Here is a 25,947-nt window from a genome sequence, read left to right as displayed (position 1 = left end):
TGTGATCTCTTCTCTCCTGCAATGGAGTCATGCAATGTCTGAAGCTCCCGGAAAACTACGACTCGGTGCACTGGTTGCATTGGTAGTCGGCTCAATGATCGGTGGCGGGATATTCTCTTTGCCACAAAACATGGCCGCCAGCGCCGACGTCGGCGCGGTACTGATCGGATGGGCCATCACCGCTGTCGGCATGCTCACCCTCGCTTTTGTCTTCCAGACCCTCGCCAATCGCAAGCCTGACCTGGACGGCGGTGTCTACGCCTACGCCAAAGCCGGTTTCGGCGACTACATGGGTTTCTCGTCCGCCTGGGGTTACTGGATCAGTGCCTGGCTGGGCAACGTCGGCTACTTCGTTCTGCTGTTCAGTACCCTCGGCTATTTCTTCCCTATTTTCGGTGAGGGCAACACTGTTGCGGCGGTGATCGGCGCGTCAGTGCTGCTGTGGGCCGTGCACTTTCTGGTGCTGCGCGGGATCAAGGAAGCGGCGTTCATCAACCTCGTGACCACGGTCGCCAAGGTCGTGCCGTTGCTGCTGTTCGTGTTGATCGCGGTGTTCGCCTTCAAACTGGACATCTTCACCGCCGACATCTGGGGCATCAAAAATCCGGATCTGGGCAGTGTGATGAACCAGGTGCGCAACATGATGCTGGTCACCGTGTGGGTGTTCATCGGCATCGAGGGCGCGAGCATCTTCTCCGCCCGCGCCGAAAAACGCTCGGACGTCGGTAAAGCCACCGTGATCGGCTTCATCACCGTGCTGCTGTTTCTGGTGCTGGTCAACGTGCTGTCGCTGGGCATCATGACCCAACCGGAACTGGCGAAACTGCAGAACCCGTCGATGGCCGCCGTGCTTGAGCACGTGGTCGGTCACTGGGGCGCGGTGCTGATCAGCGTCGGTCTGATCATCTCGTTGCTGGGAGCGCTGCTGTCGTGGGTGCTGCTGTGTGCGGAGATCATGTTCGCCGCCGCCAAAGACCACACCATGCCGGAGTTCCTGCGTAAGGAAAACGCCAACCACGTACCGGTCAACGCCCTGTGGCTGACCAACGCGATGGTGCAGATTTTCCTCGTCATCACGCTGTTTTCGGCAAGCACCTACCTGTCGCTGATCTACCTCGCCACTTCGATGATTCTGGTGCCGTACCTGTGGTCGGCGGCCTATGCCCTGCTGCTGGCGGTGCGCGGCGAAAGCTACGAAGGCTTTGCGGCCGAACGGCGCAAGGATCTGATTATCGGCGGCATCGCGCTGATCTATGCGGTGTGGCTGCTGTATGCCGGCGGGGTCAAGTACTTGCTGCTCTCGGCCCTGCTCTACGCACCTGGCGCGATCCTGTTCGCCAAAGCCAAGCTGGAACTCAAACAACCGATTTTCACTAACGTCGAGAAGCTGATTTTCGCCGCAGTGGTCGTGGGTGCCCTGGTGGCTGCCTACGGTCTCTACGACGGCTTCCTGACTCTGTAACCCCTGATTGTTTTGTTATCTGGAGGATCTGAAATGACCACGGAAAAAGTTAAGTACGGCGTCCACTCCGAAGCCGGCAAACTGCGCAAAGTCATGGTGTGCTCCCCAGGTCTGGCCCATCAGCGGCTGACCCCGAACAACTGCGACGAACTGCTGTTCGATGATGTGCTGTGGGTAGCCCAGGCCAAACGCGACCATTTCGACTTCGTCACCAAGATGCGCGAGCGCGGCATCGACGTGCTGGAAATGCACAACCTGCTGACCGACATCGTCGCGATCCCGGAAGCGCTGGACTGGATTCTCGAGCGCAAGGTCACCGCCGACTCGGTGGGCCTGGGCCTGATCAGCGAAGTGAAGTCCTGGCTGAAAAGCCTCGAGCCGCGACACATCGCCGAATTCCTGATTGGCGGCGTCTCCGCCGATGACCTGCCGGACAGCTTCGGTGGCAAGACCATCCAGATGTTCCGCGACTTCCTCGGCCACTCCAGCTTCATTCTGCCGCCGCTGCCGAACACCCAGTTCACCCGTGACACCACTTGCTGGATCTACGGCGGCGTGACGCTGAACCCGATGTACTGGCCGGCGCGTCGTCAGGAAACCCTGCTGGCCACCGCCATCTACAAATTCCACCCGCAATTCACCAACGCCGAATTCGAAATCTGGTACGGCGACCCGGACAAGGAACACGGCAGCTCGACGCTGGAAGGTGGCGACGTCATGCCAATCGGCAACGGCGTGGTGCTGATCGGTATGGGCGAACGTTCATCGCGTCAGGCCATTGGCCAATTGGCGCTGAACCTGTTCAAGAACAAAGCCGTGGAAAAAGTCATCGTCGCCGGCCTGCCGAAATCCCGCGCAGCGATGCACCTCGACACCGTGTTCAGCTTCTGCGACCGCGACCTCGTGACGATTTTCCCTGAGGTGGTCAATCAGATTGTCGCGTTCACCCTGCGCCCTGATGAAAGCAAACAGGGCGGCATCGACATCCGCCGCGAAGAAGGCACCTTCCTCGACACCGTGGCCAAGGCCCTCAACCTGCCGAAGCTGCGCGTGGTGGAAACCGGCGGCAACAGCTTCGCCGCCGAGCGCGAGCAGTGGGACGACGGCAACAACGTGGTGGCCGTGGAGCCGGGCGTGGTCATCGGCTACGACCGCAACACCTACACCAACACCCTGCTGCGCAAGGCCGGCGTGGAAGTCATCACCATCAGCGCCGGCGAACTCGGCCGTGGCCGTGGCGGCGGCCACTGCATGACCTGCCCGATCGTGCGTGACCCAATCGATTACTAAACGACCATCTCCCCGGCCGCACCCACCCCGTAGCGGCCGGGCCGATTACCGAATCCAAGGAGAATCATCATGGCGTTCAACATCCACAACCGTAACCTGCTCAGCCTGGAACACCACACCCCACGTGAGCTGCGTTACCTGCTCGACCTGTCCCGCGATCTGAAACGCGCGAAATACACCGGTACCGAGCAGCAGCACCTGAAGGGCAACAACATCGCCCTGATCTTCGAAAAAACCTCGACCCGCACCCGTTGCGCCTTCGAAGTGGCCGCCTATGACCAAGGCGCCAACGTCACCTACATCGACCCGAACTCGTCGCAGATCGGCCACAAAGAAAGCATGAAAGACACCGCCCGCGTGCTGGGGCGCATGTACGACGCTATCGAGTACCGTGGCTTCAAACAGGAAATCGTCGAAGAGCTGGCCAAGTTCGCCGGTGTGCCGGTGTTCAACGGCCTGACCGATGAATATCACCCAACGCAAATGATCGCCGACGTGCTGACCATGCGTGAACACGCCGACAAGCCGATCCATGAGATCAGCTACGCCTACCTCGGCGATGCGCGCAACAACATGGGCAACTCGCTGCTGCTGGTCGGCGCCAAACTGGGCATGGATGTGCGCATTTGCGCGCCGAAAGCGCTGTGGCCACATGACGATCTGGTCGAGCGCTGCAACAAGTACGCCGAAGAAAGTGGCGCGCGCATCACCCTGACTGAAGACCCGAAAGCGGCAGTCAAAGGCGTCGACTTCATCCACACCGACGTTTGGGTATCGATGGGCGAACCGGTGGAAGCCTGGGCCGAGCGTATCCAGCAACTGCTGCCGTATCAGGTCAACGCCGAGCTGATGAAAGCCACCGGCAACCCGCGCACCAAGTTCATGCACTGCCTGCCGGCATTCCACAACAGCGATACCAAAGTCGGCAAACAAATCGCCGAGCAGTATCCGCACCTGAAAAACGGCATCGAAGTGACCGACGACGTGTTTGAGTCGCCAGCCTGCATCGCCTTCGAGCAAGCGGAAAACCGCATGCACACGATCAAGGCGATTCTGGTCTCCACCCTGGCTGATCTGTAACCGAAATAGCTCCCACTGAAGGAACCGGTTCCAAAGGTGGGAGCTAGCCTGCTAGCGAAAGCGGTGGGTCATTCAACAGAGATGTCGACTGATCTGACGCCTTCGCGAGCAGGCTCGCTCCCACAAGGGATCCCGGTTCCGACAGGAAGATCGAGTTGTTTGCCTCTCCTCTGATTAGAAGGACATGCACCATGCGTATCGTCGTAGCGCTGGGCGGTAACGCCCTGCTCCGCCGTGGTGAACCGATGACCGCTGACAATCAGCGCGCCAACATCCGCATCGCCACCGAGCAAATCGCCAAAATCCATCCCGGCAACCAACTGGTCATCGCCCACGGCAATGGCCCGCAAGTCGGCCTGCTGTCGCTGCAAGCAGCGGCCTACACCTCCGTCACCCCTTACCCACTGGACGTGCTCGGTGCCGAAACCGAGGGCATGATCGGCTACATCATCGAACAGGAACTGGGCAACCTGCTCGACTTCGAAGTACCGTTCGCCACCCTGTTGACCCAGGTTGAAGTCGACGCCAACGACCCCGCGTTCAAGAACCCGACCAAGCCGATCGGCCCGGTTTACGACAAGGCTGAAGCGGAAAAACTCGCCGCCGACAAAGGTTGGGCGATTGCTCCGGACGGCGACAAATTTCGTCGTGTCGTCGCCAGTCCACGGCCAAAACGCATCTTCGAAATCCGCCCGATCAAGTGGCTGCTGGACAAGGGCAGCATCGTGATTTGCGCCGGTGGTGGCGGGATTCCGACCATGTATGACGAGAACCGCAACCTCAAGGGTATTGAGGCGGTGATCGACAAAGACCTGTGCTCGTCGCTGCTTGCCGAGCAACTGGAAGCCGACCTGCTGGTGATCGCCACGGACGTCAACGCGGCGTTCATCGATTACGGCAAGCCGACGCAGAAAGCCATCGCCGAAGCGCACCCGGATGAACTCGAACGCCTCGGTTTCGCCGCCGGTTCGATGGGACCGAAGGTGCAGGCAGCCTGCGAATTCGCACGCCATACTGGAAAAGTTGCGGTAATCGGCTCGCTGGCGGACATCGAAGCGATTGTCCAGGGCACTGCCGGTACTCGCGTGACCACCGCGAAACCCGGCATCACTTACCGATAATTAGAAACTGCGGGGGCAGGCCCCAGGTCTGCCCTTCTCCCATGCCTTGAAAGGAGAAAACCATGGCCCAGTTTGAACCCGGTCATTTGCATATCGAGCGGCACGCGTTGACGCCGGATGACGTCAGTTACAACGTGCACCTCGACTATGAAGTGTTCACCGACCCGCAGAAAGGCAAAGGGATCCAGTTCACTTTGCACGGCAGCATGCAGGGCAAGGACATGAAGGAGACGTTTTTCCTGCCCAAGGAAGAGGCGTACAACTTCGCCCGCGACGTGACGCGGATCGCCGAGAAGTACGGGATTCCCAAGGCTCACAGCCAGATCGGTTCGGTGCACAAGCATTACGATTTGATGTTTGAAGACATTCGACAGAAGTTGAATATGCAATCCGGGGATCCGGTCAATCCCGAGCATTTCGAGTAAACCTCAAAAGCCCCTCACCCTAGCCCTCTCCCGGAGGGAGAGGGGGCTGATTGGGGGATGCTTCAGAATTACGCCGACCTGATATTGCATCACCGAATCCATAATCGACTGGTTCTTTCAGGTCGATGTCAAACCTCAGACAACTCGGTCAGCTCCCTCTCCCTCCGGGAGAGGGCTGGGGTGAGGGGGCTTTTGATTTAAGGCATACTTGCCACCCTCCGCTCTGCAGATCACTGAACCGCCCCATGCGTATCCACGTCAGTTTCATCGACCGCGTCGGCATCACCCAGGAAGTCCTGGCTATCCTCGGTGGGCGCAATCTCAATCTGGATGCGGTGGAGATGATCCCGCCGAACGTCTACATCGATGCGCCGACCTTGAGTCCGCAAGTGCTCGAAGAACTGAAAGATGCGTTGTTTCGCGTGCTCGGCGTGGAAGCGGTGACCGTGGTCGACATCCTCCCCGGCCAGCGTCGGCACTTGCAGCTCGATGCATTGCTGGCGGCGATGACCGACCCGGTGCTGGCCCTCGACAGCGCCGGCAAAGTGCTGCTGGCCAACCCGGCGTTGATCGCGCTGTACGGTCGTGAGCCGGCCGGTGAAAGTGTCGCTGAACTGTTCAACGATCCGGCACTGCTCGACACCTTGCTCGAACACGGCTTCCGTTTGCCGCTGCGCGAAATCACCGTCAACGGTCAGACCTTGCTGCTCGACGCCACGCCGATCACTGACGCCGGCGCCCTGCTGACGCTCTATCAACCGAACCGCATCGGCGAACAACTCTCGGCACTGCACCACGACCATGCCGAAGGTTTCGATGCGCTGCTCGGCGAATCCCCGGCGATCCGCACCCTCAAGGCCCGGGCGCAAAGGGTCGCCGCCCTCGATGCGCCGCTGTTGATTCAAGGCGAAACCGGCACCGGCAAAGAACTGGTTGCCCGCGCCTGTCATGCGATCAGCACGCGACACAGCGCACCGTTTCTCGCTCTCAACTGCGCAGCGTTGCCAGAGAACCTCGCCGAAAGCGAGCTGTTCGGCTACGCCCCCGGCGCCTTCACCGGTGCGGCGCGCGGTGGCAAACCGGGGCTGATGGAACTGGCCAACCAGGGCACGGTGTTTCTTGATGAGATCGGCGAGATGTCGCCGTACTTGCAGGCCAAACTGCTGCGTTTCTTGAACGACGGCAGCTTCCGCCGCGTCGGTGGCGATCGTGAAGTGAAGGTCAATGTGCGCATCCTCAGCGCGACCCACCGCGATTTGGAAAAAATGGTCAGCGAAGGCCTGTTCCGCGAAGACCTGTTTTATCGCCTCAACGTGCTCAACGTTGAAGTGCCACCGCTGCGTGAACGCGGCCAGGATATTTTGCTGTTGGCGCGCTATTTCATGCAGCAGGCCTGCGCGCAGATCCAGCGCCCGGTCTGCCGCCTCGCCCCGGGGACTTACCCGGCCCTGCTCGGCAACCGCTGGCCGGGCAACGTGCGGCAATTGCAGAATGTGATCTTCCGCGCGGCGGCCATTTGCGAGAGCAGTCTGGTGGATATTGGCGATCTCGACATTGCCGGCACCTCGGTCGCACGGCAGTCAGACAGCGATGTCGACAGCCTCGAACAAGCGGTCGAGTCCTTCGAAAAAACGCTGCTGGAAAAACTCTACGTCAGCTACCCCTCGACCCGCCAACTGGCCAGCCGTCTGCAAACTTCGCACACGGCCATCGCCCATCGCCTGCGCAAGTACGGCATTCCCAACAAAGCCTAATCACACCGCAGCCCCCTGTGGGAGCGAGCTTGCTCGCGAATGCGGTGTTTCATTCACAGACATGTGGGCTGACAGTACGCTTTCGCGAGCAAGCTCGCTCCCACAGGGTTATGTGGCGCATTCGAAATCCGTTCAAAAACGACCTCCACCTGTACTGAAAGCGCTACAGCGGAACGATATCGCTACACACTCCTCCGATCACCGCTGTGCAAGGCTTTGATCCCGTTCAGCTTTTATCCCCGCCCCAGCCTGTAGCGATTTCGCTACACACGTCGCAGCCAACCAACCGACCAATACACGCAAATCATTGATTTATAACGATAAATAAACGTTGGCCGCGTTCTTGCTAATCAACCCCTCATAAATAAGGGCCTTCGCGCCCGACTATTCCACCGCGTCCACCAGACGAGTCTGGCCCCCTGAGGAGTTTCCATGAGCGAGTTGCGTTTTACTGAAGATCACGAATGGCTGCGCACTGAAGCTGACGGCAGCGTTACTGTCGGCATTACCGCTTTCGCGCAGAACGCCTTGGGCGACGTGGTGTTCGTGCAACTGCCTGAGCTGCAGGCTTACGATAAAGGCGCCGAAGCCGCCACCGTGGAATCGGTAAAAGCCGCCAGCGGCGTGTACATGCCTCTCGACGGCGACGTACTGGAAGTCAACCCGGCGCTGGAAGACGCCCCGGAACTGGTCAACGAAGATCCGCTGGGCGAAGGCTGGTTCTTCCGCTTCAAACCTAGCGACGCATCGGCCGTGGCCAAACTGCTCGACCAGGACGCGTACGACCGCCTGATCAAAGCCCAAGCCGAAGCCTGAGGAATACCGACATGAGCCAAATCAACCTCGGCACCGCCAACGAATTCATCGCCCGTCACATCGGCCCGCGCGCCGGTGACGAGCAAGCCATGCTCAACAGCCTTGGCTTCGACTCGCTCGAAGCGCTGAGCGCCAGCGTCATCCCGGAAAGCATCAAGGGCACCAGCGTGCTCGGCATGGATGACGGCCTCAGCGAAGCCGATGCCCTGGCGATGATCAAAGGCATCGCCGGCAAGAATCAGCTGTTCAAAACCTACATCGGCCAGGGCTACTACAACTGCCACACACCCTCGCCGATTCTGCGCAACCTGCTGGAAAACCCGGCCTGGTACACCGCTTACACGCCGTACCAGCCGGAAATTTCCCAGGGCCGTCTCGAAGCGTTGCTGAACTTCCAGACCATGATCAGCGACCTCACCGGTCTGCCGATCGCCAACGCATCCTTGCTCGACGAAGCCACCGCCGCTGCCGAAGCCATGACCTTCTGCAAACGCCTGAGCAAGAACAAGGGCAGCCACCAATTCTTCGCCTCGATCCACAGCCACCCGCAAACTCTCGACGTGCTGCGCACCCGTGCCGAACCGCTGGGCATCGACGTGGTTGTTGGCGATGAGCGTGAACTGACCGACGTGACGCCGTTCTTCGGCGCGCTGCTGCAATACCCGGCGAGCAACGGTGACGTGTTCGACTACCGCGAACTGACCGAACGCTTCCACGCCGCCAACGCTCTGGTGGCCATAGCCGCCGACCTGCTGGCCCTGACGCTGCTGACCGCCCCGGGCGAATTCGGCGCTGACGTCGCCATCGGTTCGGCACAACGCTTCGGTGTGCCGCTGGGCTTCGGTGGCCCGCACGCCGCTTACTTCTCCACCAAGGATGCGTTCAAGCGCGACATGCCGGGCCGTCTGGTCGGCGTTTCGGTTGACCGTTTCGGCAAGCCGGCGCTGCGTCTGGCGATGCAGACCCGCGAGCAACACATCCGCCGCGAGAAGGCCACGTCGAACATCTGCACCGCACAGGTGCTGCTGGCCAACATCGCCAGCATGTACGCCGTCTACCACGGCCCGAAAGGCCTGACGCAGATCGCCAACCGCATCCATCACTTGACCGCGATTCTGGCCAAGGGCCTGACCGCGCTGGGCGCGAAAGTCGAACAAGCCAGTTTCTTCGACACCCTGACCGTCGCTACCGGCGCACACACCGCCGCGCTGCACGACAAGGCGCACGCTGCGCAGATCAACCTGCGCGTGATCGACGCTCAGCGTCTGGGCCTGTCGGTCGACGAAACCACCACGCAGGCTGACATCGAAACCCTGTGGGGCCTGTTCGCCGACGGCAAGACTCTGCCGGACTTCGCTGCGCTGGCCGCTTCCGTGCAGAGCACCATTCCTGCGTCGCTGGTACGTCAGTCGCCAATCCTCAGCCACCCGGTGTTCAACCGTTATCACTCGGAAACCGAGCTGATGCGCTACCTGCGCAAACTGGCGGACAAGGATCTGGCGCTGGATCGCACCATGATCCCGCTGGGTTCGTGCACCATGAAACTCAACGCCGCCAGCGAAATGATCCCGGTGACCTGGGCTGAATTCGGTGCTCTGCATCCGTTCGCCCCCGCCGCGCAAAGCGCCGGTTACCAGCAACTGACCGATGAACTGGAAGCAATGCTCTGCGCCGCCACCGGTTACGACGCGATCTCGCTGCAACCGAACGCCGGTTCGCAAGGCGAGTACGCTGGCCTGCTGGCCATCCGCGCCTACCACCAGAGCCGTGGCGATGAGCGCCGCGACATTTGCCTGATCCCCTCGTCCGCTCACGGCACCAACCCGGCCACCGCCAACATGGCTGGCATGCGCGTGGTTGTGACCGCGTGCGATGCGCGTGGTAACGTCGACATCGAAGACCTGCGCGCCAAAGCCATCGAGCACCGCGAACACCTCGCCGCGCTGATGATCACTTACCCGTCGACCCACGGCGTGTTCGAAGAAGGCATCCGCGAAATCTGCGGGATCATTCATGACAACGGCGGCCAGGTGTACATCGACGGCGCCAACATGAACGCGATGGTCGGCCTCTGCGCACCGGGCAAGTTCGGCGGCGACGTCTCGCACCTTAACCTGCATAAAACCTTCTGCATCCCACACGGCGGTGGCGGCCCGGGCGTCGGCCCGATTGGCGTCAAATCGCACCTGACTCCATTCCTGCCCGGCCACGGCCAGATGGAACGCAAGGAAGGCGCGGTCTGCGCGGCACCGTTCGGCAGCGCGAGCATTTTGCCGATCACCTGGATGTACATTCGCATGATGGGCGGCGCCGGTCTGAAGCGCGCTTCGCAGTTGGCAATCCTCAATGCCAACTACATTTCCCGTCGCCTCGAAGAGCACTACCCGGTGCTGTACACCGGCAGCAACGGTCTGGTGGCGCACGAGTGCATCCTCGATCTGCGTCCGTTGAAAGACAGCAGCGGCATCAGCGTTGATGACGTCGCCAAGCGCCTGATCGATTTCGGTTTCCACGCGCCGACCATGTCCTTCCCGGTCGCCGGCACGCTGATGATCGAGCCGACCGAAAGTGAATCCAAGGAAGAACTGGACCGCTTCTGTGACGCCATGATCCGCATCCGCGAAGAAATCCGCGCGGTGGAAAACGGCACGCTGGACAAGGACGACAACCCACTGAAAAACGCTCCGCACACGGCGGCAGAGCTGGTTGGCGAGTGGACTCACCCGTACAGCCGCGAGCAGGCCGTGTACCCGGTAGCGTCGCTGATCGAAGGCAAATACTGGCCACCGGTCGGTCGCGTCGACAACGTGTTCGGCGATCGCAACCTGGTCTGCGCCTGCCCGTCGATCGAAAGCTACGCTTAATTGAATGAGGGGCGGGTTTACCTGCCCCTTACTCCAGAACACCACAAAACACTGTGGGAGCGAGCTTGCTCGCGAAAGCGCTAGGTCAGCCAGCATTGATGGTGACTGACACTCCGCCTTCGCGAGCAAGCTCGCTCCCACAGGGGATGTAACCAGCCTGATGTTTCGCCAATTCCTATAACAAGAAACCGGAGAACCACTCATGTCGTTAAGCGTGTTCGACCTGTTCAAGATTGGCATCGGCCCCTCCAGTTCCCACACCGTCGGCCCGATGCGTGCTGCTGCGCGCTTTGCCGAAGGCCTGCGCCGTGAAAACCTGCTGACAGCCACCGCCAGTGTGCGCGTTGAACTGTACGGCTCCCTCGGCGCCACCGGTAAAGGTCACGGCAGCGACAAAGCCGTGCTGCTCGGCCTCGAAGGCGAACACCCCGATACCGTCGATACCGAAACCGTCGCCGCCCGCCTGCAGGAAATTCGCGGTAACGGCCGGCTCAATCTGCTCGGAGAACACAGCATCGCGTTCAACGAGAAAGAACACCTGGCGATGATCCGCAAGCCTCTCGCCTATCACCCCAACGGCATGATCTTTCGCGCCTTTGATGCGGCAGGCCTGCAGATTCGCAGCCGCGAGTACTACTCGGTCGGTGGTGGTTTTGTCGTCGATGAAGACGCGGCCGGTGCCGACCGCATCGTCGAAGACGCCACGGCGCTGACCTTCCCGTTCAAAAGTGCCAAGGATTTGCTCAGTCATTGCGCCACCTATGGCCTGTCGATCAGTCAGGTGATGCTGACCAACGAAAGCGCCTGGCGCCCGGAAGCGGAAACCCGTGCCGGCCTGCTGAAAATCTGGCAGGTGATGCAGGACTGCGTGGCTGCGGGATGCCGCAACGAAGGCATCTTGCCCGGCGGTTTGAAGGTCAAGCGCCGTGCGGCAGCGCTGCATCGGCAACTGTGCAAAAACCCGGAATCGGCACTGCGCGATCCGTTGTCGGTGCTCGACTGGGTCAACCTCTACGCCTTGGCGGTCAACGAAGAAAACGCCAACGGCGGGCGCGTGGTCACCGCGCCCACCAACGGTGCGGCGGGGATCATTCCGGCGGTGCTGCATTACTACATGCGGTTTATCCCCGGCGCGAATGACGACGGCGTCGTACGGTTTCTGCTGACCGCGGCGGCCATTGGCATTCTCTACAAGGAAAACGCCTCGATCTCCGGTGCCGAAGTCGGTTGCCAGGGTGAAGTCGGCGTGGCCTGTTCGATGGCCGCCGGCGCGTTGTGTGAAGTGCTCGGTGGCAGTGTTCAGCAAGTCGAGAACGCTGCGGAAATCGGTATGGAACACAACCTCGGCCTGACCTGCGACCCGATTGGCGGACTGGTGCAAGTGCCGTGTATCGAGCGCAACGCGATGGGCTCGGTGAAAGCCATCAACGCGGTGCGCATGGCCATGCGCGGCGACGGTCAGCATTTCGTCTCCCTCGACAAAGTCATCCGCACCATGCGCCAGACCGGCGCCGACATGAAAAGCAAATACAAAGAGACCGCCCGCGGCGGTCTGGCGGTCAACATTATCGAGTGCTGAGCCTTAATTAACTCCGCCTCCCTCAGGGAGACATCGCATTTAGCCCCCTCTCCCTCCGGGAGAGCAACGTAACTAACTCCCTCTCCCTCCGGGAGAGGGCTGGGGTGAGGGGCTTTTGATCTTGATCTCAATCTTGCCCTTTACCTCAAACCCAAATTTTCAAGGAGCCACGCATGTCCACCGAACAACTGTCGAAAACCCCGCTGCACGCTCTGCACCTCGAACTCGGCGCCCGCATGGTGCCGTTCGCCGGCTACGACATGCCGGTGCAATACCCGCTCGGCGTGATGAAAGAACACCAGCACACCCGTGAGCAGGCCGGGCTGTTCGATGTCTCGCACATGGGCCAGATTCGCCTGACCGGCGCCAACGCCGCCAAAGCCCTGGAAACCCTGGTGCCGGTGGACATCATCGACCTGCCGGTGGGCATGCAACGTTACGCGCTGTTCACCAACGAGACCGGCGGTATCCTCGATGACCTGATGGTCGCCAACCTCGGCAACGACGAATTGTTTCTGGTGGTCAACGCCGCGTGCAAGGATCAGGACCTGGCCCACCTGCAACAACACATCGGCGATCAGTGCACCATTACGGCGCTGTTTGAAGAGCGCGCGCTGTTGGCGCTGCAAGGCCCAGCGGCCGTTACGGTGCTGGCACGTCTTGCCCCAGAAGTCGCGAAGATGACCTTCATGCAGTTCAACCGCGTGTCGTTATTGGGCGTGGATTGCTTTGTCAGCCGTTCGGGTTACACCGGTGAAGACGGTTTCGAAATCTCGGTACCGGCCGCGGACGCGGAAAAACTTGCGCGCGCTCTGCTCGCCGAACCGCAAGTCCAGGCCATTGGCCTTGGTGCCCGCGACTCGCTGCGCCTGGAAGCCGGGCTGTGCCTGTACGGCCACGACATGAACACCGAGACCACGCCAATCGAAGCCAGTCTGCTGTGGGCAATGTCCAAGCCACGCCGCGCCGATGGTGCACGGGCCGGTGGTTTCCCGGGGGCGGAAAACATTTTCGCCCAGCAGCAGAATGGCGTCGCACGTAAACGCGTCGGCCTGCTACCGCAAGAACGCACCCCGGTGCGTGAAGGCGCAGAAATCGTCAACGAAACTGGCGACATCATCGGCAGCGTGTGCAGTGGCGGTTTTGGTCCGACCTTGGGCGGTCCGTTGGCAATGGGTTACCTCGACAGTGCTTATGTCTCTATCGATACCCCGGTCTGGGCCATCGTGCGTGGGAAAAAGGTGCAAATGCTTGTAAGCAAATTGCCATTTGTTCCACAACGCTACTATCGTGGTTGATTGACTGTTTCTATAAGTAACGCGATTGCGTTATACGTGCACTAATGTGTAACGCAATCGCCACAAAAAAGTGCATTTTCTAACATCCGATTCGAATATGAACTTTGCTTATAACGTTCGAAAACAATTGAACAAGCTAATCGTCTAAGCCGCACTAGTGGAATGACTAACTGCCAGCAAGCGCAGGAAAACCGGGGCCTTCGCGGGGCTTGTTTTTTCTCCCGTAGTTGGCGTAGAGTTTATCCACTGTGTTTGCATGGGTCAGCTTGGAATCGTGACCTGGGCAGTAGCCTACAAGTTAGCTACATCCCGTTCGACGTCTTCTTACTCTCCTGCAACCAGCCCCAGTACTCTTTCATGAGAAAGAGGCTGTCATCAATTTTTGCGTCAAAGGAAATAAGAAATGTCCACACGTCAGAGCGGTACCGTCAAGTGGTTTAACGACGAGAAAGGTTTTGGTTTTATCACTCCAGAAAGCGGTCCGGATCTGTTTGTGCATTTCCGCGCCATTCAGGGCAACGGCTTCAAAAGCCTGAAAGAAGGCCAGAAAGTGACCTTCGTTGCTGTGCAAGGCCAGAAAGGCATGCAGGCTGACGAAGTACAAGCAGAAGCCTAATCTTCTGTAACGAAAAAGCCCCTGATATTGATATCAGGGGCTTTTTTGTGCGCGCGAATCCGTAAAATGGCGCTTCCATTTGCGTCCAGAGGCTGCCATGTCGAAAAACCTGCTCACGCCCCAAGGAGACTTTCCTCCCGTTGGCCTAGGTCGTCGCCTGGCAGCGATGTTCTATGATTTTCTGCTGTGTACCGCGCTGCTGATCGTCACCGGTTTCGTTTACAAAATGATCCAGGCAGCGATCATTGGTGAAGAACGTCTGCGGGTGATGACCGATGCCGGCAAGCTCGATGGCGATCCGCTCTACTCCACCGTGCTGCTGTTGGTGCTGTTCGCGTTCTTTGCCAAGTTCTGGACCCATGGCGGGCAGACGCTGGGCATGCAGGTGTGGGGCATTCGTGTACAGAACGCCAATGGCACGGCGATCAGCCTGTGGCAGGCGCTGTTGCGCTTCATGGTGTCGATTGCGTCGTGGCTGTGCGTGGGGCTGGGTTTTTTCTGGTCGCTGTACGACAAGCAGAAGCGTACGTGGCATGACATCTATTCGGATACGCGCGTCGTACGAATCCCGAAGAAGAGCAAATAATTTCCATACCCCAAAAACCACTGTGGGAGCGAGCTTGCTCGCGAAGGCGTCGTATCAGTCGATTCCAATGGTGACTGATACACCGCTTTCGCGAGCAGGCTCGCTCCCACAGGGTTCGTGTTTGGGTTTAGATGTCAGGCGTTGCCGGCCAGCTTCATCCGTGCGGCCTGGGTGAAATCGAGCATCCGCTTGAGCGGCCGGATCGCCTGCGGAATCAACGCCGGATCCACAAAGATCTCGTTCGCGCCTTCCTTCAAGCTCTTGAGCGTGCGCTCAAGGGTGTTCATGGCCATCCACGGGCAATGTGCGCAACTGCGGCACGCGGCGCCGTTACCGGCGGTGGGTGCCTCGATGAAGACCTTGTCCGGGCACAGCTGCTGCATCTTGTAGAAGATGCCACGGTCGGTGGCGACGATCAGCGTCTTGTTCGGCAACGACTGCGCAGCGGCAATCAATTGGCTGGTGGAGCCGACGGCGTCCGCCAGTTCGATCACCGACGTCGGCGATTCCGGGTGCACCAGAATCGCGGCGTCCGGGTACAACGCCTTCATGTCCTCGAGTTGCTTGGACTTGAACTCTTCGTGAACGATGCAGGCACCGTCCCACAACAACATGTCAGCGCCGGTCTTGCGTTGAATGTAAGTGCCCAAGTGCTTGTCCGGACCCCAGATGATGGTCTCGCCGTTGTCCATCAGGCTTTCGACGATTTCCAGCGCGCAACTCGATGTCACCACCCAGTCGGCTCGCGCTTTAACAGCAGCGGAGGTGTTGGCGTAGACCACCACCGTACGTTCCGGGTGCTGATCGCAGAACGCCGAGAACTCGTCGACCGGACAACCCAGATCCAGCGAGCACGTTGCTTCGAGGGTCGGCATCAGCACGCGTTTTTCCGGGTTGAGAATCTTCGCCGTCTCGCCCATGAATTTTACGCCGGCAACCACCACCGTCTTGGCTGGGTGAGCGTTGCCAAAGCGAGCCATCTCCAGGGAGTCGGACACGCAACCGCCGGTTTCTTCGGCCAGAGCCTGAATCACCGGGTCGCAATAGAAGTGGGCCACCAGCACCGCGTCCTGAGCCTTGAGCTCGGCGGCGATGGCAGAACGGTAATAAGCCTCTTCCTCAGCCGTCAGCGGTTTGGGCTGCTTGGCATCGAGGTGGGCTTGAACCAAAAGGCGTTCGGAAATCTGCGTCATGTTCGCAAGACCTGCAGGCGCGTTCGCGCGAAAGTCGAGTATACACCCGGCTCCGGACCGCTTGAGGGTACCGCCGGGAGAGTGAGTATTATCAGGCACGGACAGCATTGAAGCTGCGCAAGGCTACAGAATATCCCGTTGATACAAAAGATGATTCTGACCTGCGTCAGCGCTGCGGGTATTGAAATAACGCGTAGCGAAATTGCAGGCAAAAAAAAACCCGGAAATCCTCACTTTCGTGGGCCTTCCGGATTTTCTAAACCGCCAAATATGGTGGGTCGTGTGGGATTCGAACCTACGACCAATTGGTTAAAAGCCAACTGCTCTACCAACTGAGCTAACGACCCGCTGTGTGGTGGCGCGTATAATACTGATTTTTAAGGACTATTCAACACCTTTTTGAAAATAATCAAAAATAAGCTGTTGGGTCGCTTACACCAGCAGCCGCAAAGCCTTCTGCGCGCAGGCGGCAGCTGTCGCATTTACCGCACGCACGGCCTTCATCGTCGGCCTGATAGCAGGACACGGTGAGACCATAATCAACGCCGAGCTTGACGCCCGCCTGGACGATCTGCGCCTTGCTCAGGTTCTGCAACGGCGCCTGAATGCGGAAGCCATTACCTTCCACGCCCGCCTTGGTCGCCAGATTGGCCATGCGCTCGAACGACTCGATGAACTCGGGACGGCAATCCGGATAACCGGAGTAGTCCACCGCGTTGACGCCGATAAAGATGTCACGCGCGCCGAGCACTTCTGCCCAGCCTAACGCCAGAGACAGGAACACGGTGTTGCGCGCCGGCACGTAAGTCACCGGAATGCCTTCGCCGAGTTCTTCCGGAATTTCGATACTGCTGTCGGTCAGGGCCGAGCCGCCCATGCCATTCAGGTTCAGGCCGATGACTTTGTGCTCAACCACGCCCAAGTCGCGGGCGACACGTGCAGCGGCGTGCAATTCGGCATGCGAGCGCTGGCCGTAGTCGAAACTCATGGTGTAGCAGCTGTAGCCTTGCGCGCGAGCCATGGCCACGACCGTTGCCGAATCCAGACCACCGGACAGCAGGATTACCGCACGTTTTTCGGTGCCATTCAGTTGTTCAGTCATCTCAGCGCCCCGGCTCGTCGTTCCAAAGATATTTATGCAGCTGCAATTGCAGGCGTACCGGCAAGTTATCCGCTACCACCCAGTCCGCCAGATCGCGAGCATTGAGGTCATGGTGGCTTGGGGAAAACAGCACTTCGCCGGCGCGTCGATCCAGACCGTACTGGATCAGCTTGGACACCGCCCAGTCGTAGTCTTCCCGCGAGCAGATGACAAACTTCACCTGATCATTGCGGGTCAGCAGCTCGATATTCTCGTAACGGTTGCGGTGGGCTTCTTTCGAACCCGGCGTTTTCAGGTCGACGACGCGACTCACGCGCGGATCGACCGCCGAGACGTCGAGAGCGCCGCTGGTTTCCAGCGAGACCTCGTAACCGGCATCGCACAACTGTTTAAGCAAAGGAATGGCATTCGGCTGAGCCAGTGGCTCACCGCCGGTGACGCAGACGTAGCGCGGACGAAATCCGGCCACTTGCTCGAGGATGTCGTCGAGGGTGCGGACGATGCCGCCGCTGAACGCATAGGCGCTGTCGCAATATTGGCAACGCAATGGGCAACCGGTCAGGCGCACAAAAACAGTGGGCAGCCCGGCAGTCCGCGTTTCCCCCTGCAACGAGTAGAAAACTTCGGTAATTCTCAATGTGTCTTGCATAGTCGCCACGGGCGTAACAGCTAAACAGGCTGTCCGCCTCCGTCAGGCACTTCAGGTAATCCCGCCAACGCGCAGACCACAAGAAGCGTGTTTCAGAAAAAGGGCGTGAATTCTAACGAAAAAACCCGCGGCAAGCGCGGGTTTCTTCCAAACGGGTCAAGCTTGCTTACATGCGTTGCAGATCGCGTTGAGCCAACTGAGCGGCGGAGGTACCCGGATATTGGGCCACCACCTGCTGCAGAATGCCTTTGACCTTGTCGGTGTGACCAAGGCGGCGCTCTACATCAGCCAGCTTGTACAGCGAATCCGGCACTTTGGCGTGCTTGGGATACAGCTGCGAAACCTTGGCGAAAGCCTGACCTGCACCTTGCAGATCGCCTTTGGCAAGATTGACTTCGCCCAACCAGTACTGGGCGTTGCCCGCGTATTGGCTGTTCGGGTATTTGCGCAGGAAAGCGGCAAAAGCCTGGCTGGCCTTGTCGAAATCCTTGGCTTTGATCAGGTCGAAAGCGGCATCGTAATACAGCTTTTCCTTGGCCGGATCACCCGGTTCGCTGCTTGCAGCAGGTGCCTGGGCAGCCGTAGCAGCCCCGGCGCCAGCGGCAGCACCGGCAGCAGCACTTGCATCGCCACCGGCAGAAGAATTCTCAGGAGTCGCGGCAGGTGCACCGCCGGATCCTATGCGCCGATCAAGATCCTGGTATCGCTCCAGGGATTCCTGCTTCATGCGCGCAACCTGATTCTGCAGTTCTTCGATCACGCCTTGCTGGCGCGATATCTGATCCTGCATCTGTTGCAATTGGTTGAACAGCATGCCTTGTGCCGAGGCAGGGGCCGAAGCCGCTCCCCCGGCATAGGCGCCGTTCGTACCGTAACCTGCAGGCGGATAACTGCTCCCGCTATTGTTATAACCGGAGTTGTCATCGACCACAGGAACCGCAGCCCACGCCGCAAGCGGCGCGAGGCTGAGAGCCAGAACAGTTACAGCACGACGGCACGTTTGCATATCGAATTACTTACGCAGTTCGACGCGACGGTTTTGAGCCCAGGACTGCTCGTCGTTGCCGGTAGCAACTGGACGCTCTTCGCCGTAGGAAACCAGTTCCAGCTGAGCTGGGGAAACACCTTGCAGTACCAGGTAGCGTTGAACGGCTTTCGCACGACGCTCGCCCAGTGCCATGTTGTACTCACGAGTACCACGTTCGTCGGTGTTGCCTTCCAGAACAACGCGAGCGCCGTTTGCTTTCAGGTCTTTGGCGTGAACGTCCAGAGCGCGCATGGCTTCTGGCTTCAGGTCCGAGCTGTCGTATTCGAAGTAGAAGGTGGTGATTGCGCGCAGAGCAGCTTCTTCGCTCAGGGAACCGTCAACGGCACCAGTGTTTGCGCCGTAACCAGCGTTTGGATCAACAGCGCCTTCACCGGCGTTGTCGCCGCCTTTGGACGAGCAACCTACAGCTACAGCCATGGCCAGAGCCAGCGCAGCAAATTTACCAAACTTCAGCATTTCCATCGTGAAACTCCTAATGAACCCCAGTGTGTTAAGTAAAACGTGTAGCGCCCGCTCACTTCAGGTAAGGGGACCAGGACGGTTCTCTGACTTCGCCTTGAGCGGTAGGAAGCGGGAGCCTAACGCGTCCATTAATGGACACGAGCATCAAGACTCCCCGGCCCTGCTGGCGGGTGGCGTAGATTACCATGGTGCCGTTGGGCGCAACAGTAGGTGACTCGTCCAGAGTGCTATCAGTGAGGATCTTTACACTACCTCGCTGCAGATCCTGAGCTGCCACCTTGAAATTGGTGAAGCCATCTTGACGATGGATCATCACCAAAGTCTTTTCATCCGCCGACAGTTTCGGGTTGGCGTTGTAGTTACCGATAAAGGTCACACGCTCGGCACCGCCGCCACTGGCGCTGGTTTTATAGATCTGTGGCTTGCCGCCGCGGTCCGAGGTGAAGTAGATGGTCGAACCATCCTTGCCCCAGTACGGTTCGGTGTTGATACCAGGACCTGCGGTCACGCGAGTGATCTGACGCGAAGCCAGGTTCATCACGTAGATGTCCGGGTTACCGTCTTTCGACAGCACGAACGCCAGGCGATCGCCATTCGGCGACCAGGCTGGTGCACCGTTCAGGCCTTCGAAATTGGTGATCTGCTCGCGGCGACCGGTGTCGATGTTCTGCATGAAGATACGCGGACGCTTCTGCTCGAACGACACGTAGGCAATGCGCTTGCCGTCCGGTGCGAAACGCGGCGACAGAATGGGTTCACGCGATTGCAACAGCGTCACTGCGCGAGCACCGTCGTAGTCCGAACGCTGCAGGGTGTAACGGGTGTTCTTCTCGGAGAAGCGTTCAGCCGTCACGTACAGGAGGCGAGTCGAAAACGCACCTTCGATACCGGTCAGTTTCTGGAACGACTGATCGGAGATGAAGTGCGCCATGTCGCGCAGTTGCTCGGTGGTACCGGAAACACTGCCGTCAGCCACTTTCTGTTCGGTGGCCACATTGAACAGTGCCCACTGCACCTGCAGACGACCGCCTGCTGGAGCAATGCTGCCGACCATCATGTACTGGGCACCTACCGCCTTCCAGTCGCGGAAGATGATTTCGCTCGGCTGGCTTGGCTGGCTGATCATGTTTTGCTTTGGAATCGGCGAGTAGTAGCCCGAATTGCGCAAATCGTTACCAATGATTTCAGCCATGTCGTCCGGCAGCACGGCACCGCCCTGCATACCGAACGGTACGACGGCGATCGGGGTAGCCCGATCGCTGCCGCTGGTGACCAGAATATTCTTTTCATCAGCCATCGCGATCCCTGCCATGCAGCAGATCACGACCAGCATTCCTCGAAGAAGGTTTCTCACAAGGCTAGATCCTCAGGTGTGAATGTCATCTTGAATGAACGATACGGAGCGAAATCGCTCTGCTTCATTCCCTGCATTTCTGTCAAACGTCCAATATTCTTGACTGCCGCGACTGCCGACGCATCGAACGGACCATCGCCACTGGACTTGGACACGCTGACCGAGGTCACCGTCCCGTCCGGCAACATGCCGATCTGCAGCACGACCGTCATGCCTTTGCGTGCCGAAGGTGGACGCGCCCAACCTTCTGCAGCCCGCGCACGAATCAGGTCATCGAAACTGCCCGCAACTTCGTCACCCTGCTCATCGGCCAAGGCCTGCTGGCGCTGCGGCGTGTCGGAAAGCAGATCGGCCAAGGCCTGAGCCTTTTTGTCTTCGGTCGATTTACGTGCCGCATCCTGCGCTTTCTTCTTCGCAGCATCGGCAGCAGCTTTCTTCTTCGCTTCGTCGGCTATTTTCTTCTTCGCCTCTTCAGCTTCAGCTTTCTTCTTGGCGTCTTCGGCGGCTTTCTTCTTCGCGTCTTCGACGATCTTCTTCTTGGCTTCTTCAGCAGCCTCTTTTTTGGCTTCTTCCTTAGCCTCTTCTTCAGCCTTCTTCTTGGCTATATCAGCCAATTGTTTCTCTTCGGCCTTCTTGGCTTCGGCTTTCTTCGCGTCGTCAGCTTTTTTGGCGTCATCCGCCTTTTTAGCTTCATCCGCTTTTTTAGCCTCATCGGCCTTCTTGGCTTCCTCGGCTTTTTGAGCCGCTTCTTCTTTCTTTTGTTCCGCAGCGGCCTTGATCTCTTCCTGCTCGACCTTTTTCTGTTCCATCTGCTCGACTTCGGTCTGGCGCGCGGCGGATTTCTTCGCCTCACCCGCAATCTTCTGATTGGTCTGGGTGGTTGCCTGACTTTTCGATTTCAGTTGGTACAGGGTCGCCTGGACAATCGGCTTGGCCGGCGGCAACTCTGGTGTGAAGGCAAAACTGACGAACAGCATGCCGAACACCAGCACGTGCAGGACAATTGCCAGAACACTAGGCCAGAAGTAGCTTTCCGAGGCGGACGGCTCTCGCTGTTGCTGCATCAGGGGGCCTCGGTAATCAAACCAACATTACCGACCCCGGCTTTCTGCAACCCGCCCATGGCGCCCATGACGGAACCATAATCGACGGTCTTGTCACCGCGGATGAAGACCTGGGTACGCTTGCCGCCTTCAGTGCCGGCACGAATGATCTTGGTCACCGCGTCGGTCATTTGCGGCAGGGTCATGGCCCTGTCCTGTTGCTTCTCGGTATCGACTTCGCTGCCAAGGTTCCAGTAGTAGGTCTTGTCAGCCTTGATCGAAATGGTCAGGACTTGCGTGTTGTTGTCCTGCGGCAAGGCTTCGCTGGAAACCTTGGGCAGATCAACTTTCACGCCCTGATTGAGCATCGGCGCGGTCACCATGAAGATCACCAGCAGCACCAACATCACGTCGATGTAGGGCACCACGTTCATCTCGGCGACCGGCTTGCGCTTTTTGCGAGCTCGAGCGATTAAAGCCATTGGAAATTACCTGCTTATTCTTCGCTGGTGTGCACTTTGCGGTGCAGGATCGCCTGGAATTCATCGGCGAAGGTGTAGTAGCGGCCCAGCAAGGTTTCGCTGCGGGCAGCAAAACGGTTGTAAGCGATAACCGCAGGGATTGCCGCGAACAGGCCGATCGCGGTGGCGATCAGGGCTTCGGCGATACCCGGGGCCACGGTGGCCAGGGTGGCTTGCTGGGCGCTGGCCAGACCACGGAAGGAGTTCATGATGCCCCATACGGTACCGAACAGGCCGATGTACGGGCTGACCGAACCGACAGTGGCGAGAAACGGCAGGCTCTGCTCGAGCTTCTCTTCTTCGCGGGAGATGGCAACGCGCATGGCACGGGCCACGCCTTCCATCACCGCTTCAGGGTCAACACCTGGCTGCTGACGCAGACGGGAGAATTCCTTGAAACCGGCACGGAAGATCTGCTCCACGCCCGAATCAGGGTCCGGGTTGCTCCCGGCCTGACGGTACAGTTTGGACAGATCGATACCCGACCAGAAGCGCTCCTCGAAGCTCTCCAGGGCACGTCGACCGGCGCGCAGCAGATTGCTGCGCTGAAAGATCATGATCCATGAGGTCACCGATGCGGCCACCAGAGTCAACATTACCAACTGCACCACGATGCTGGCATTGCTGACCAGGCTCCACATGGAGGAATGGTCGACGACGTTAGCTTCCACGCTTTATCTCCTGCTTTGAGTGTGTACCCGGGCCGACCGCGTCGGCGAAGGCCGCACGCAGATCTTCGGGAAGGGCCCGGGGTTTCAAACTGTTAGTGCGCACACAGGCCACCAAAAACTGCCCCTCGCAGAGCAGCACATTATCCGTAGCCCGCCTGACCTGCTGTTTAAAGCGCAGGCTGGCACGGTTCAATTCGATTACTTCAGCGCTTACCAGCAGTTCGTCGTCCAGTCGCGCCGGCGCGTGGTAACGCGCTTCGCTGGAATGCACGACAAACAACAGATCCTCCCCGGCAAGCTGCGATTGGGCAAAGCCCAGCTCGCGGAGCCGCTCGGTTCGAGCCCGTTCCATAAACTTGAGGTAATTAACGTAATACACGATGCCGCCCGCATCGGTGTCCTCGTAATAAACGCGACAACGATGTGCGAACGGCTCAAGCCCGTTTTGCGCGCGCATACTCTAGTGCTTACTCCTCAGGTTGCCAATCCGGCCAGGCAACTGTTTTTCATGGTTTCGGGGCATTACTGCAAAAGTACCGTCCTCTGACAGTACAAACCCTGAATAAATCGACAACAAATGTGTATTAGTCGTCCACGGCATCGAGAAACTCATCTGCCACGGGCATTTCGCCCATTCGTGACGGAATGTTTAAACCGAAGTGCAGATACGCATGCCGCGTCACCACCCTGCCCCGTGGCGTGCGCATGATGTAACCCTGTTGAATCAGATACGGCTCCAGCACATCTTCAATCGTGTGGCGCTCCTCACTGATCGCAGCGGCGAGGCTGTCGATCCCGACCGGACCGCCATCGAACTTCTCGATCATGGTCAGCAACAGGCGCCGGTCCTGATGATCGAAACCGTGCTCGTCGACGTCCAGCAGGTTCAACGCCAGATCCGCCACCGCTTTGGTGATGTGGCCCTTGGCGCGCACTTCGGCGAAGTCACGCACCCGGCGCAGCAGGCGGTTGGCGATTCGCGGCGTGCCACGGGCGCGACGGGCGATCTCGAAAGAACCTTCCGGATCCAGCGGCAAGCCGAGAATGGCTGCCGAACGGCTGACAATCGTCGCCAGATCGGCCGTGCTATAGAACTCAAGACGCTGAACGATACCGAAGCGGTCACGCAAGGGATTGGTCAGCATGCCGGCGCGAGTCGTGGCGCCGACCAGCGTGAACGGCGGCAGATCAAGCTTGATCGAGCGCGCTGCCGGCCCTTCGCCAATCATGATGTCGAGCTGGAAATCTTCCATCGCCGGGTACAGCACTTCTTCAACGATCGGCGACAGACGATGGATTTCGTCGATAAACAGCACATCGTGCGGTTCAAGGTTGGTCAGCAGCGCCGCCAGATCACCCGGGCGTTCCAGCACCGGGCCGGAAGTGCTCTTGATCGACACGCCCATTTCCTGGGCAATGATATTGGCCAGGGTGGTTTTACCCAGACCCGGCGGGCCAAAGATCAGCGTGTGATCGAGAGATTCGTTACGGCCACGGGCAGCCTGAATGAACAGTTCCATCTGCTCGCGCACGGTTGGCTGGCCAATGTAGTCGGCGAGACTGACCGGGCGAATGGCCCGATCCTGGACTTCTTCGCGCTCGCGCGGACTGTGCGCGGCGGTGATCAGACGATCAGCTTCAATCACTTAAATCATTCCCTTCAGGGCACGGCGGATCAGGTCTTCACTGCTCAAATTCTTGTCCTTGATGGCGGTAATCGCCTTGCTCGCTTCCTGCGGCTTGTAACCCAGGGAAATCAGCGCGCTGACCGCGTCGTTCTCGGCGGTGTTGACCGGCGCCGGGCCGTCCGGCTGATTCGGCACCAGCGCGAACATGGCCGGCGAGGTTTCCCAGGCCTTGAAACGGTCTTTGAGTTCGACCAGCAAACGCTCGGCAGTTTTCTTGCCGACGCCCGGCACCTTGGTCAGCGCCGAGGTGTCTTGCGACTGTACGCAGCGGATCAGTTCGTCGACCTCCAGGCTCGACATCAAGGCCAGGGCCAATTTGGGCCCGACACCATTGAGACGGATCAACTCGCGAAAAAAATCTCGCTCACGCTTGCCGGCAAAACCATAGAGTAACTGCGCGTCTTCGCGTACGACCAAATGGGTGTGCAGGGTCAGCGGTTCACCGACCGACGGCAGACGATAAAGGGTGGTCATGGGCACTTCCAGCTCATACCCGAGGCCGTTTACATCCAGAATCAGGTGCGGCGGCTGTTTCTCAGCCAGGGTGCCGCGCAAGCGTCCAATCACGTTTCAGATCCTTGAGCGTTGGCCAACCGTGGGCTGGCGACTGTCGAAAGGCGAATCTCGGGCCGACGACTCAGGCGCAGGAATCCGCTTTCAGGAAAATTGATGCTGATGCTATCAGAGACGCAGGCGCCCGCCACGACTGCGTGCCGTTCCCAAGCCGTGCGGCAGCAGACTGGAACGTGTATGCGCGTGACAAATGGCAATTGCGAGGGCGTCCGAGGCATCGATTTGCGGTTTGCTGGTGAGCTTGAGCATGTGCATGACCATCATCTGCACTTGTTCTTTATTGGCGGCGCCTGTGCCCACAACCGCCTGTTTGACCTGAGTGGCCGTGTACTCGGCGATTTCCAGGCACTCTTCGGCACCGGCAACAATCGCAGCGCCGCGGGCCTGGCCAAGCTTCAACGCCGAATCGGCGTTTTTCGCCATGAAGACCTTTTCGATGCCCATGGTCACCGGGCCGTAAGTCTGAATGATTTCGCGAACACCGCGATAAACGATTTGCAAACGTTCGTGCAACTCACCCGCACCGGTACGGATGCAGCCCGAAGCCACATAAATACAGCCGCCACGCCCGGTATCGCGAACAATCCCGTAACCGGTAATGCGCGAACCGGGGTCGATACCAAGAATTAAAGTCATAACGCCTGCAGATTCGGTAAAAGCACGATTTTCAAACCAACCCATAACAAATGTGGGAGCGAGCCTGCTCGCGAAAGCGGTTTTATCGTCAGCAACGATGTTGCCTGAAAATCCGC

At 59.1% G+C, this 25,947-nt stretch carries 25 protein-coding genes and 1 tRNA gene; 12 read left to right on the top strand and 14 right to left on the bottom strand.

Annotation, left to right across the window (positions count from 1 at the left end; translation table 11 throughout):
- Positions 1-34: 34 nt before the first annotated feature.
- The 12 genes from arcD to A8O26_RS17610 all read left to right on the top strand — a co-directional run bounded on the left by arcD (position 35) and on the right by A8O26_RS17610 (position 14,891).
- Positions 35-1,462, top strand: a complete 1,428-nt coding sequence (gene arcD, locus A8O26_RS17665) for an arginine-ornithine antiporter (protein ID WP_064119123.1) — start codon at positions 35-37, stop codon at positions 1,460-1,462.
- Between the two features lie 33 nt (positions 1,463-1,495).
- Positions 1,496-2,752, top strand: coding sequence for an arginine deiminase (gene arcA / locus A8O26_RS17660; RefSeq protein ID WP_064119122.1), 1,257 nt, complete (start codon positions 1,496-1,498; stop codon positions 2,750-2,752).
- Between the two features lie 69 nt (positions 2,753-2,821).
- On the top strand, positions 2,822-3,832 hold the full coding sequence (locus tag A8O26_RS17655; RefSeq protein WP_064119121.1) for an ornithine carbamoyltransferase: 1,011 nt from the start codon (positions 2,822-2,824) through the stop codon (positions 3,830-3,832).
- Between the two features lie 191 nt (positions 3,833-4,023).
- Positions 4,024-4,953 carry a carbamate kinase gene (gene arcC, locus A8O26_RS17650; RefSeq protein WP_064119120.1) on the top strand — a complete coding sequence of 310 codons (930 nt, stop codon included), beginning with the start codon at positions 4,024-4,026 and terminating at the stop codon, positions 4,951-4,953.
- 62 nt (positions 4,954-5,015) lie between these two features.
- Entirely contained in the window at positions 5,016-5,378 is a 363-nt protein-coding gene (locus A8O26_RS17645) for a DUF5064 family protein (protein ID WP_064119119.1), read from the top strand.
- A 245-nt stretch (positions 5,379-5,623) separates the two neighbouring features.
- The gene (locus tag A8O26_RS17640; protein WP_064119118.1) at positions 5,624-7,132 is read left to right on the top strand and encodes a sigma-54-dependent transcriptional regulator; all 1,509 of its coding nucleotides are present in this window, start codon (positions 5,624-5,626) and stop codon (positions 7,130-7,132) included.
- 432 nt (positions 7,133-7,564) lie between these two features.
- Complete coding sequence (gene gcvH, locus A8O26_RS17635) at positions 7,565-7,948, top strand: glycine cleavage system protein GcvH (RefSeq protein WP_064119117.1); 384 nt, start codon at positions 7,565-7,567, stop codon at positions 7,946-7,948.
- Between the two features lie 11 nt (positions 7,949-7,959).
- The gene (gene gcvP / locus A8O26_RS17630; RefSeq protein WP_064119116.1) at positions 7,960-10,812 is read left to right on the top strand and encodes an aminomethyl-transferring glycine dehydrogenase; all 2,853 of its coding nucleotides are present in this window, start codon (positions 7,960-7,962) and stop codon (positions 10,810-10,812) included.
- 202 nt (positions 10,813-11,014) lie between these two features.
- Positions 11,015-12,391, top strand: a complete 1,377-nt coding sequence (locus A8O26_RS17625; protein ID WP_064119115.1) for an L-serine ammonia-lyase — start codon at positions 11,015-11,017, stop codon at positions 12,389-12,391.
- Between the two features lie 173 nt (positions 12,392-12,564).
- Entirely contained in the window at positions 12,565-13,689 is a 1,125-nt protein-coding gene (gene gcvT, locus A8O26_RS17620; RefSeq protein ID WP_064119114.1) for a glycine cleavage system aminomethyltransferase GcvT, read from the top strand.
- A gap of 403 nt (positions 13,690-14,092) precedes the next feature.
- Complete coding sequence (locus tag A8O26_RS17615) at positions 14,093-14,305, top strand: cold-shock protein (RefSeq protein ID WP_003227496.1); 213 nt, start codon at positions 14,093-14,095, stop codon at positions 14,303-14,305.
- Between the two features lie 97 nt (positions 14,306-14,402).
- Positions 14,403-14,891 carry an RDD family protein gene (locus A8O26_RS17610; RefSeq protein ID WP_064119113.1) on the top strand — a complete coding sequence of 163 codons (489 nt, stop codon included), beginning with the start codon at positions 14,403-14,405 and terminating at the stop codon, positions 14,889-14,891.
- A gap of 134 nt (positions 14,892-15,025) precedes the next feature.
- Here A8O26_RS17610 and nadA read toward each other — a convergent pair whose 3' ends face one another.
- The 14 genes from nadA to ruvC all read right to left on the bottom strand — a co-directional run bounded on the left by nadA (position 15,026) and on the right by ruvC (position 25,831).
- The gene (nadA, locus tag A8O26_RS17605) at positions 15,026-16,084 is read right to left on the bottom strand and encodes a quinolinate synthase NadA (RefSeq protein ID WP_064119112.1); all 1,059 of its coding nucleotides are present in this window, start codon (positions 16,082-16,084) and stop codon (positions 15,026-15,028) included.
- 271 nt (positions 16,085-16,355) lie between these two features.
- A tRNA-Lys gene (locus A8O26_RS17600) sits at positions 16,356-16,431 on the bottom strand.
- A 62-nt stretch (positions 16,432-16,493) separates the two neighbouring features.
- Positions 16,494-17,186, bottom strand: a complete 693-nt coding sequence (gene queC, locus A8O26_RS17595) for a 7-cyano-7-deazaguanine synthase QueC (protein ID WP_064119111.1) — start codon at positions 17,184-17,186, stop codon at positions 16,494-16,496.
- A 1-nt stretch (position 17,187) separates the two neighbouring features.
- Positions 17,188-17,835, bottom strand: coding sequence for a 7-carboxy-7-deazaguanine synthase QueE (gene queE / locus A8O26_RS17590; protein ID WP_064119110.1), 648 nt, complete (start codon positions 17,833-17,835; stop codon positions 17,188-17,190).
- 166 nt (positions 17,836-18,001) lie between these two features.
- Positions 18,002-18,841, bottom strand: coding sequence for a tol-pal system protein YbgF (gene ybgF / locus A8O26_RS17585; RefSeq protein ID WP_064119109.1), 840 nt, complete (start codon positions 18,839-18,841; stop codon positions 18,002-18,004).
- 6 nt (positions 18,842-18,847) lie between these two features.
- A complete protein-coding gene (gene pal, locus A8O26_RS17580; protein WP_003178634.1) occupies positions 18,848-19,345 on the bottom strand; it encodes a peptidoglycan-associated lipoprotein Pal in 498 nt (165 codons plus the stop codon).
- A gap of 52 nt (positions 19,346-19,397) precedes the next feature.
- Complete coding sequence (tolB, locus tag A8O26_RS17575; RefSeq protein WP_172828178.1) at positions 19,398-20,678, bottom strand: Tol-Pal system beta propeller repeat protein TolB; 1,281 nt, start codon at positions 20,676-20,678, stop codon at positions 19,398-19,400.
- A 17-nt stretch (positions 20,679-20,695) separates the two neighbouring features.
- A complete protein-coding gene (gene tolA / locus A8O26_RS17570; RefSeq protein ID WP_064119108.1) occupies positions 20,696-21,763 on the bottom strand; it encodes a cell envelope integrity protein TolA in 1,068 nt (355 codons plus the stop codon).
- On the bottom strand, positions 21,763-22,215 hold the full coding sequence (gene tolR, locus A8O26_RS17565; RefSeq protein ID WP_161806672.1) for a protein TolR: 453 nt from the start codon (positions 22,213-22,215) through the stop codon (positions 21,763-21,765). The genes tolA and tolR overlap by 1 nt, the downstream gene beginning before the upstream one ends.
- A 23-nt stretch (positions 22,216-22,238) precedes the next feature.
- Positions 22,239-22,934: a protein TolQ gene (gene tolQ, locus A8O26_RS17560; RefSeq protein ID WP_008080223.1), complete on the bottom strand. Its 696-nt coding sequence runs from the start codon at positions 22,932-22,934 to the stop codon at positions 22,239-22,241.
- A complete protein-coding gene (gene ybgC / locus A8O26_RS17555) occupies positions 22,924-23,391 on the bottom strand; it encodes a tol-pal system-associated acyl-CoA thioesterase (RefSeq protein ID WP_064119107.1) in 468 nt (155 codons plus the stop codon). The genes tolQ and ybgC overlap by 11 nt, the downstream gene beginning before the upstream one ends.
- 127 nt (positions 23,392-23,518) lie before the next feature.
- Positions 23,519-24,580: a Holliday junction branch migration DNA helicase RuvB gene (gene ruvB, locus A8O26_RS17550; RefSeq protein ID WP_034153417.1), complete on the bottom strand. Its 1,062-nt coding sequence runs from the start codon at positions 24,578-24,580 to the stop codon at positions 23,519-23,521.
- The gene (gene ruvA, locus A8O26_RS17545; protein ID WP_003227522.1) at positions 24,581-25,189 is read right to left on the bottom strand and encodes a Holliday junction branch migration protein RuvA; all 609 of its coding nucleotides are present in this window, start codon (positions 25,187-25,189) and stop codon (positions 24,581-24,583) included.
- A 114-nt stretch (positions 25,190-25,303) separates the two neighbouring features.
- Complete coding sequence (ruvC, locus tag A8O26_RS17540; RefSeq protein WP_007962095.1) at positions 25,304-25,831, bottom strand: crossover junction endodeoxyribonuclease RuvC; 528 nt, start codon at positions 25,829-25,831, stop codon at positions 25,304-25,306.
- Positions 25,832-25,947: the final 116 nt, after the last annotated feature.

The organism is Pseudomonas fluorescens (assembly GCF_001648775.1).
GTDB classification, from domain to species: Bacteria; Pseudomonadota; Gammaproteobacteria; order Pseudomonadales; family Pseudomonadaceae; genus Aquipseudomonas; species Aquipseudomonas fluorescens_M.
Note: the sequence above shows the minus strand (reverse complement) of the source record. Positions and strands in the feature narration are given on the sequence as shown.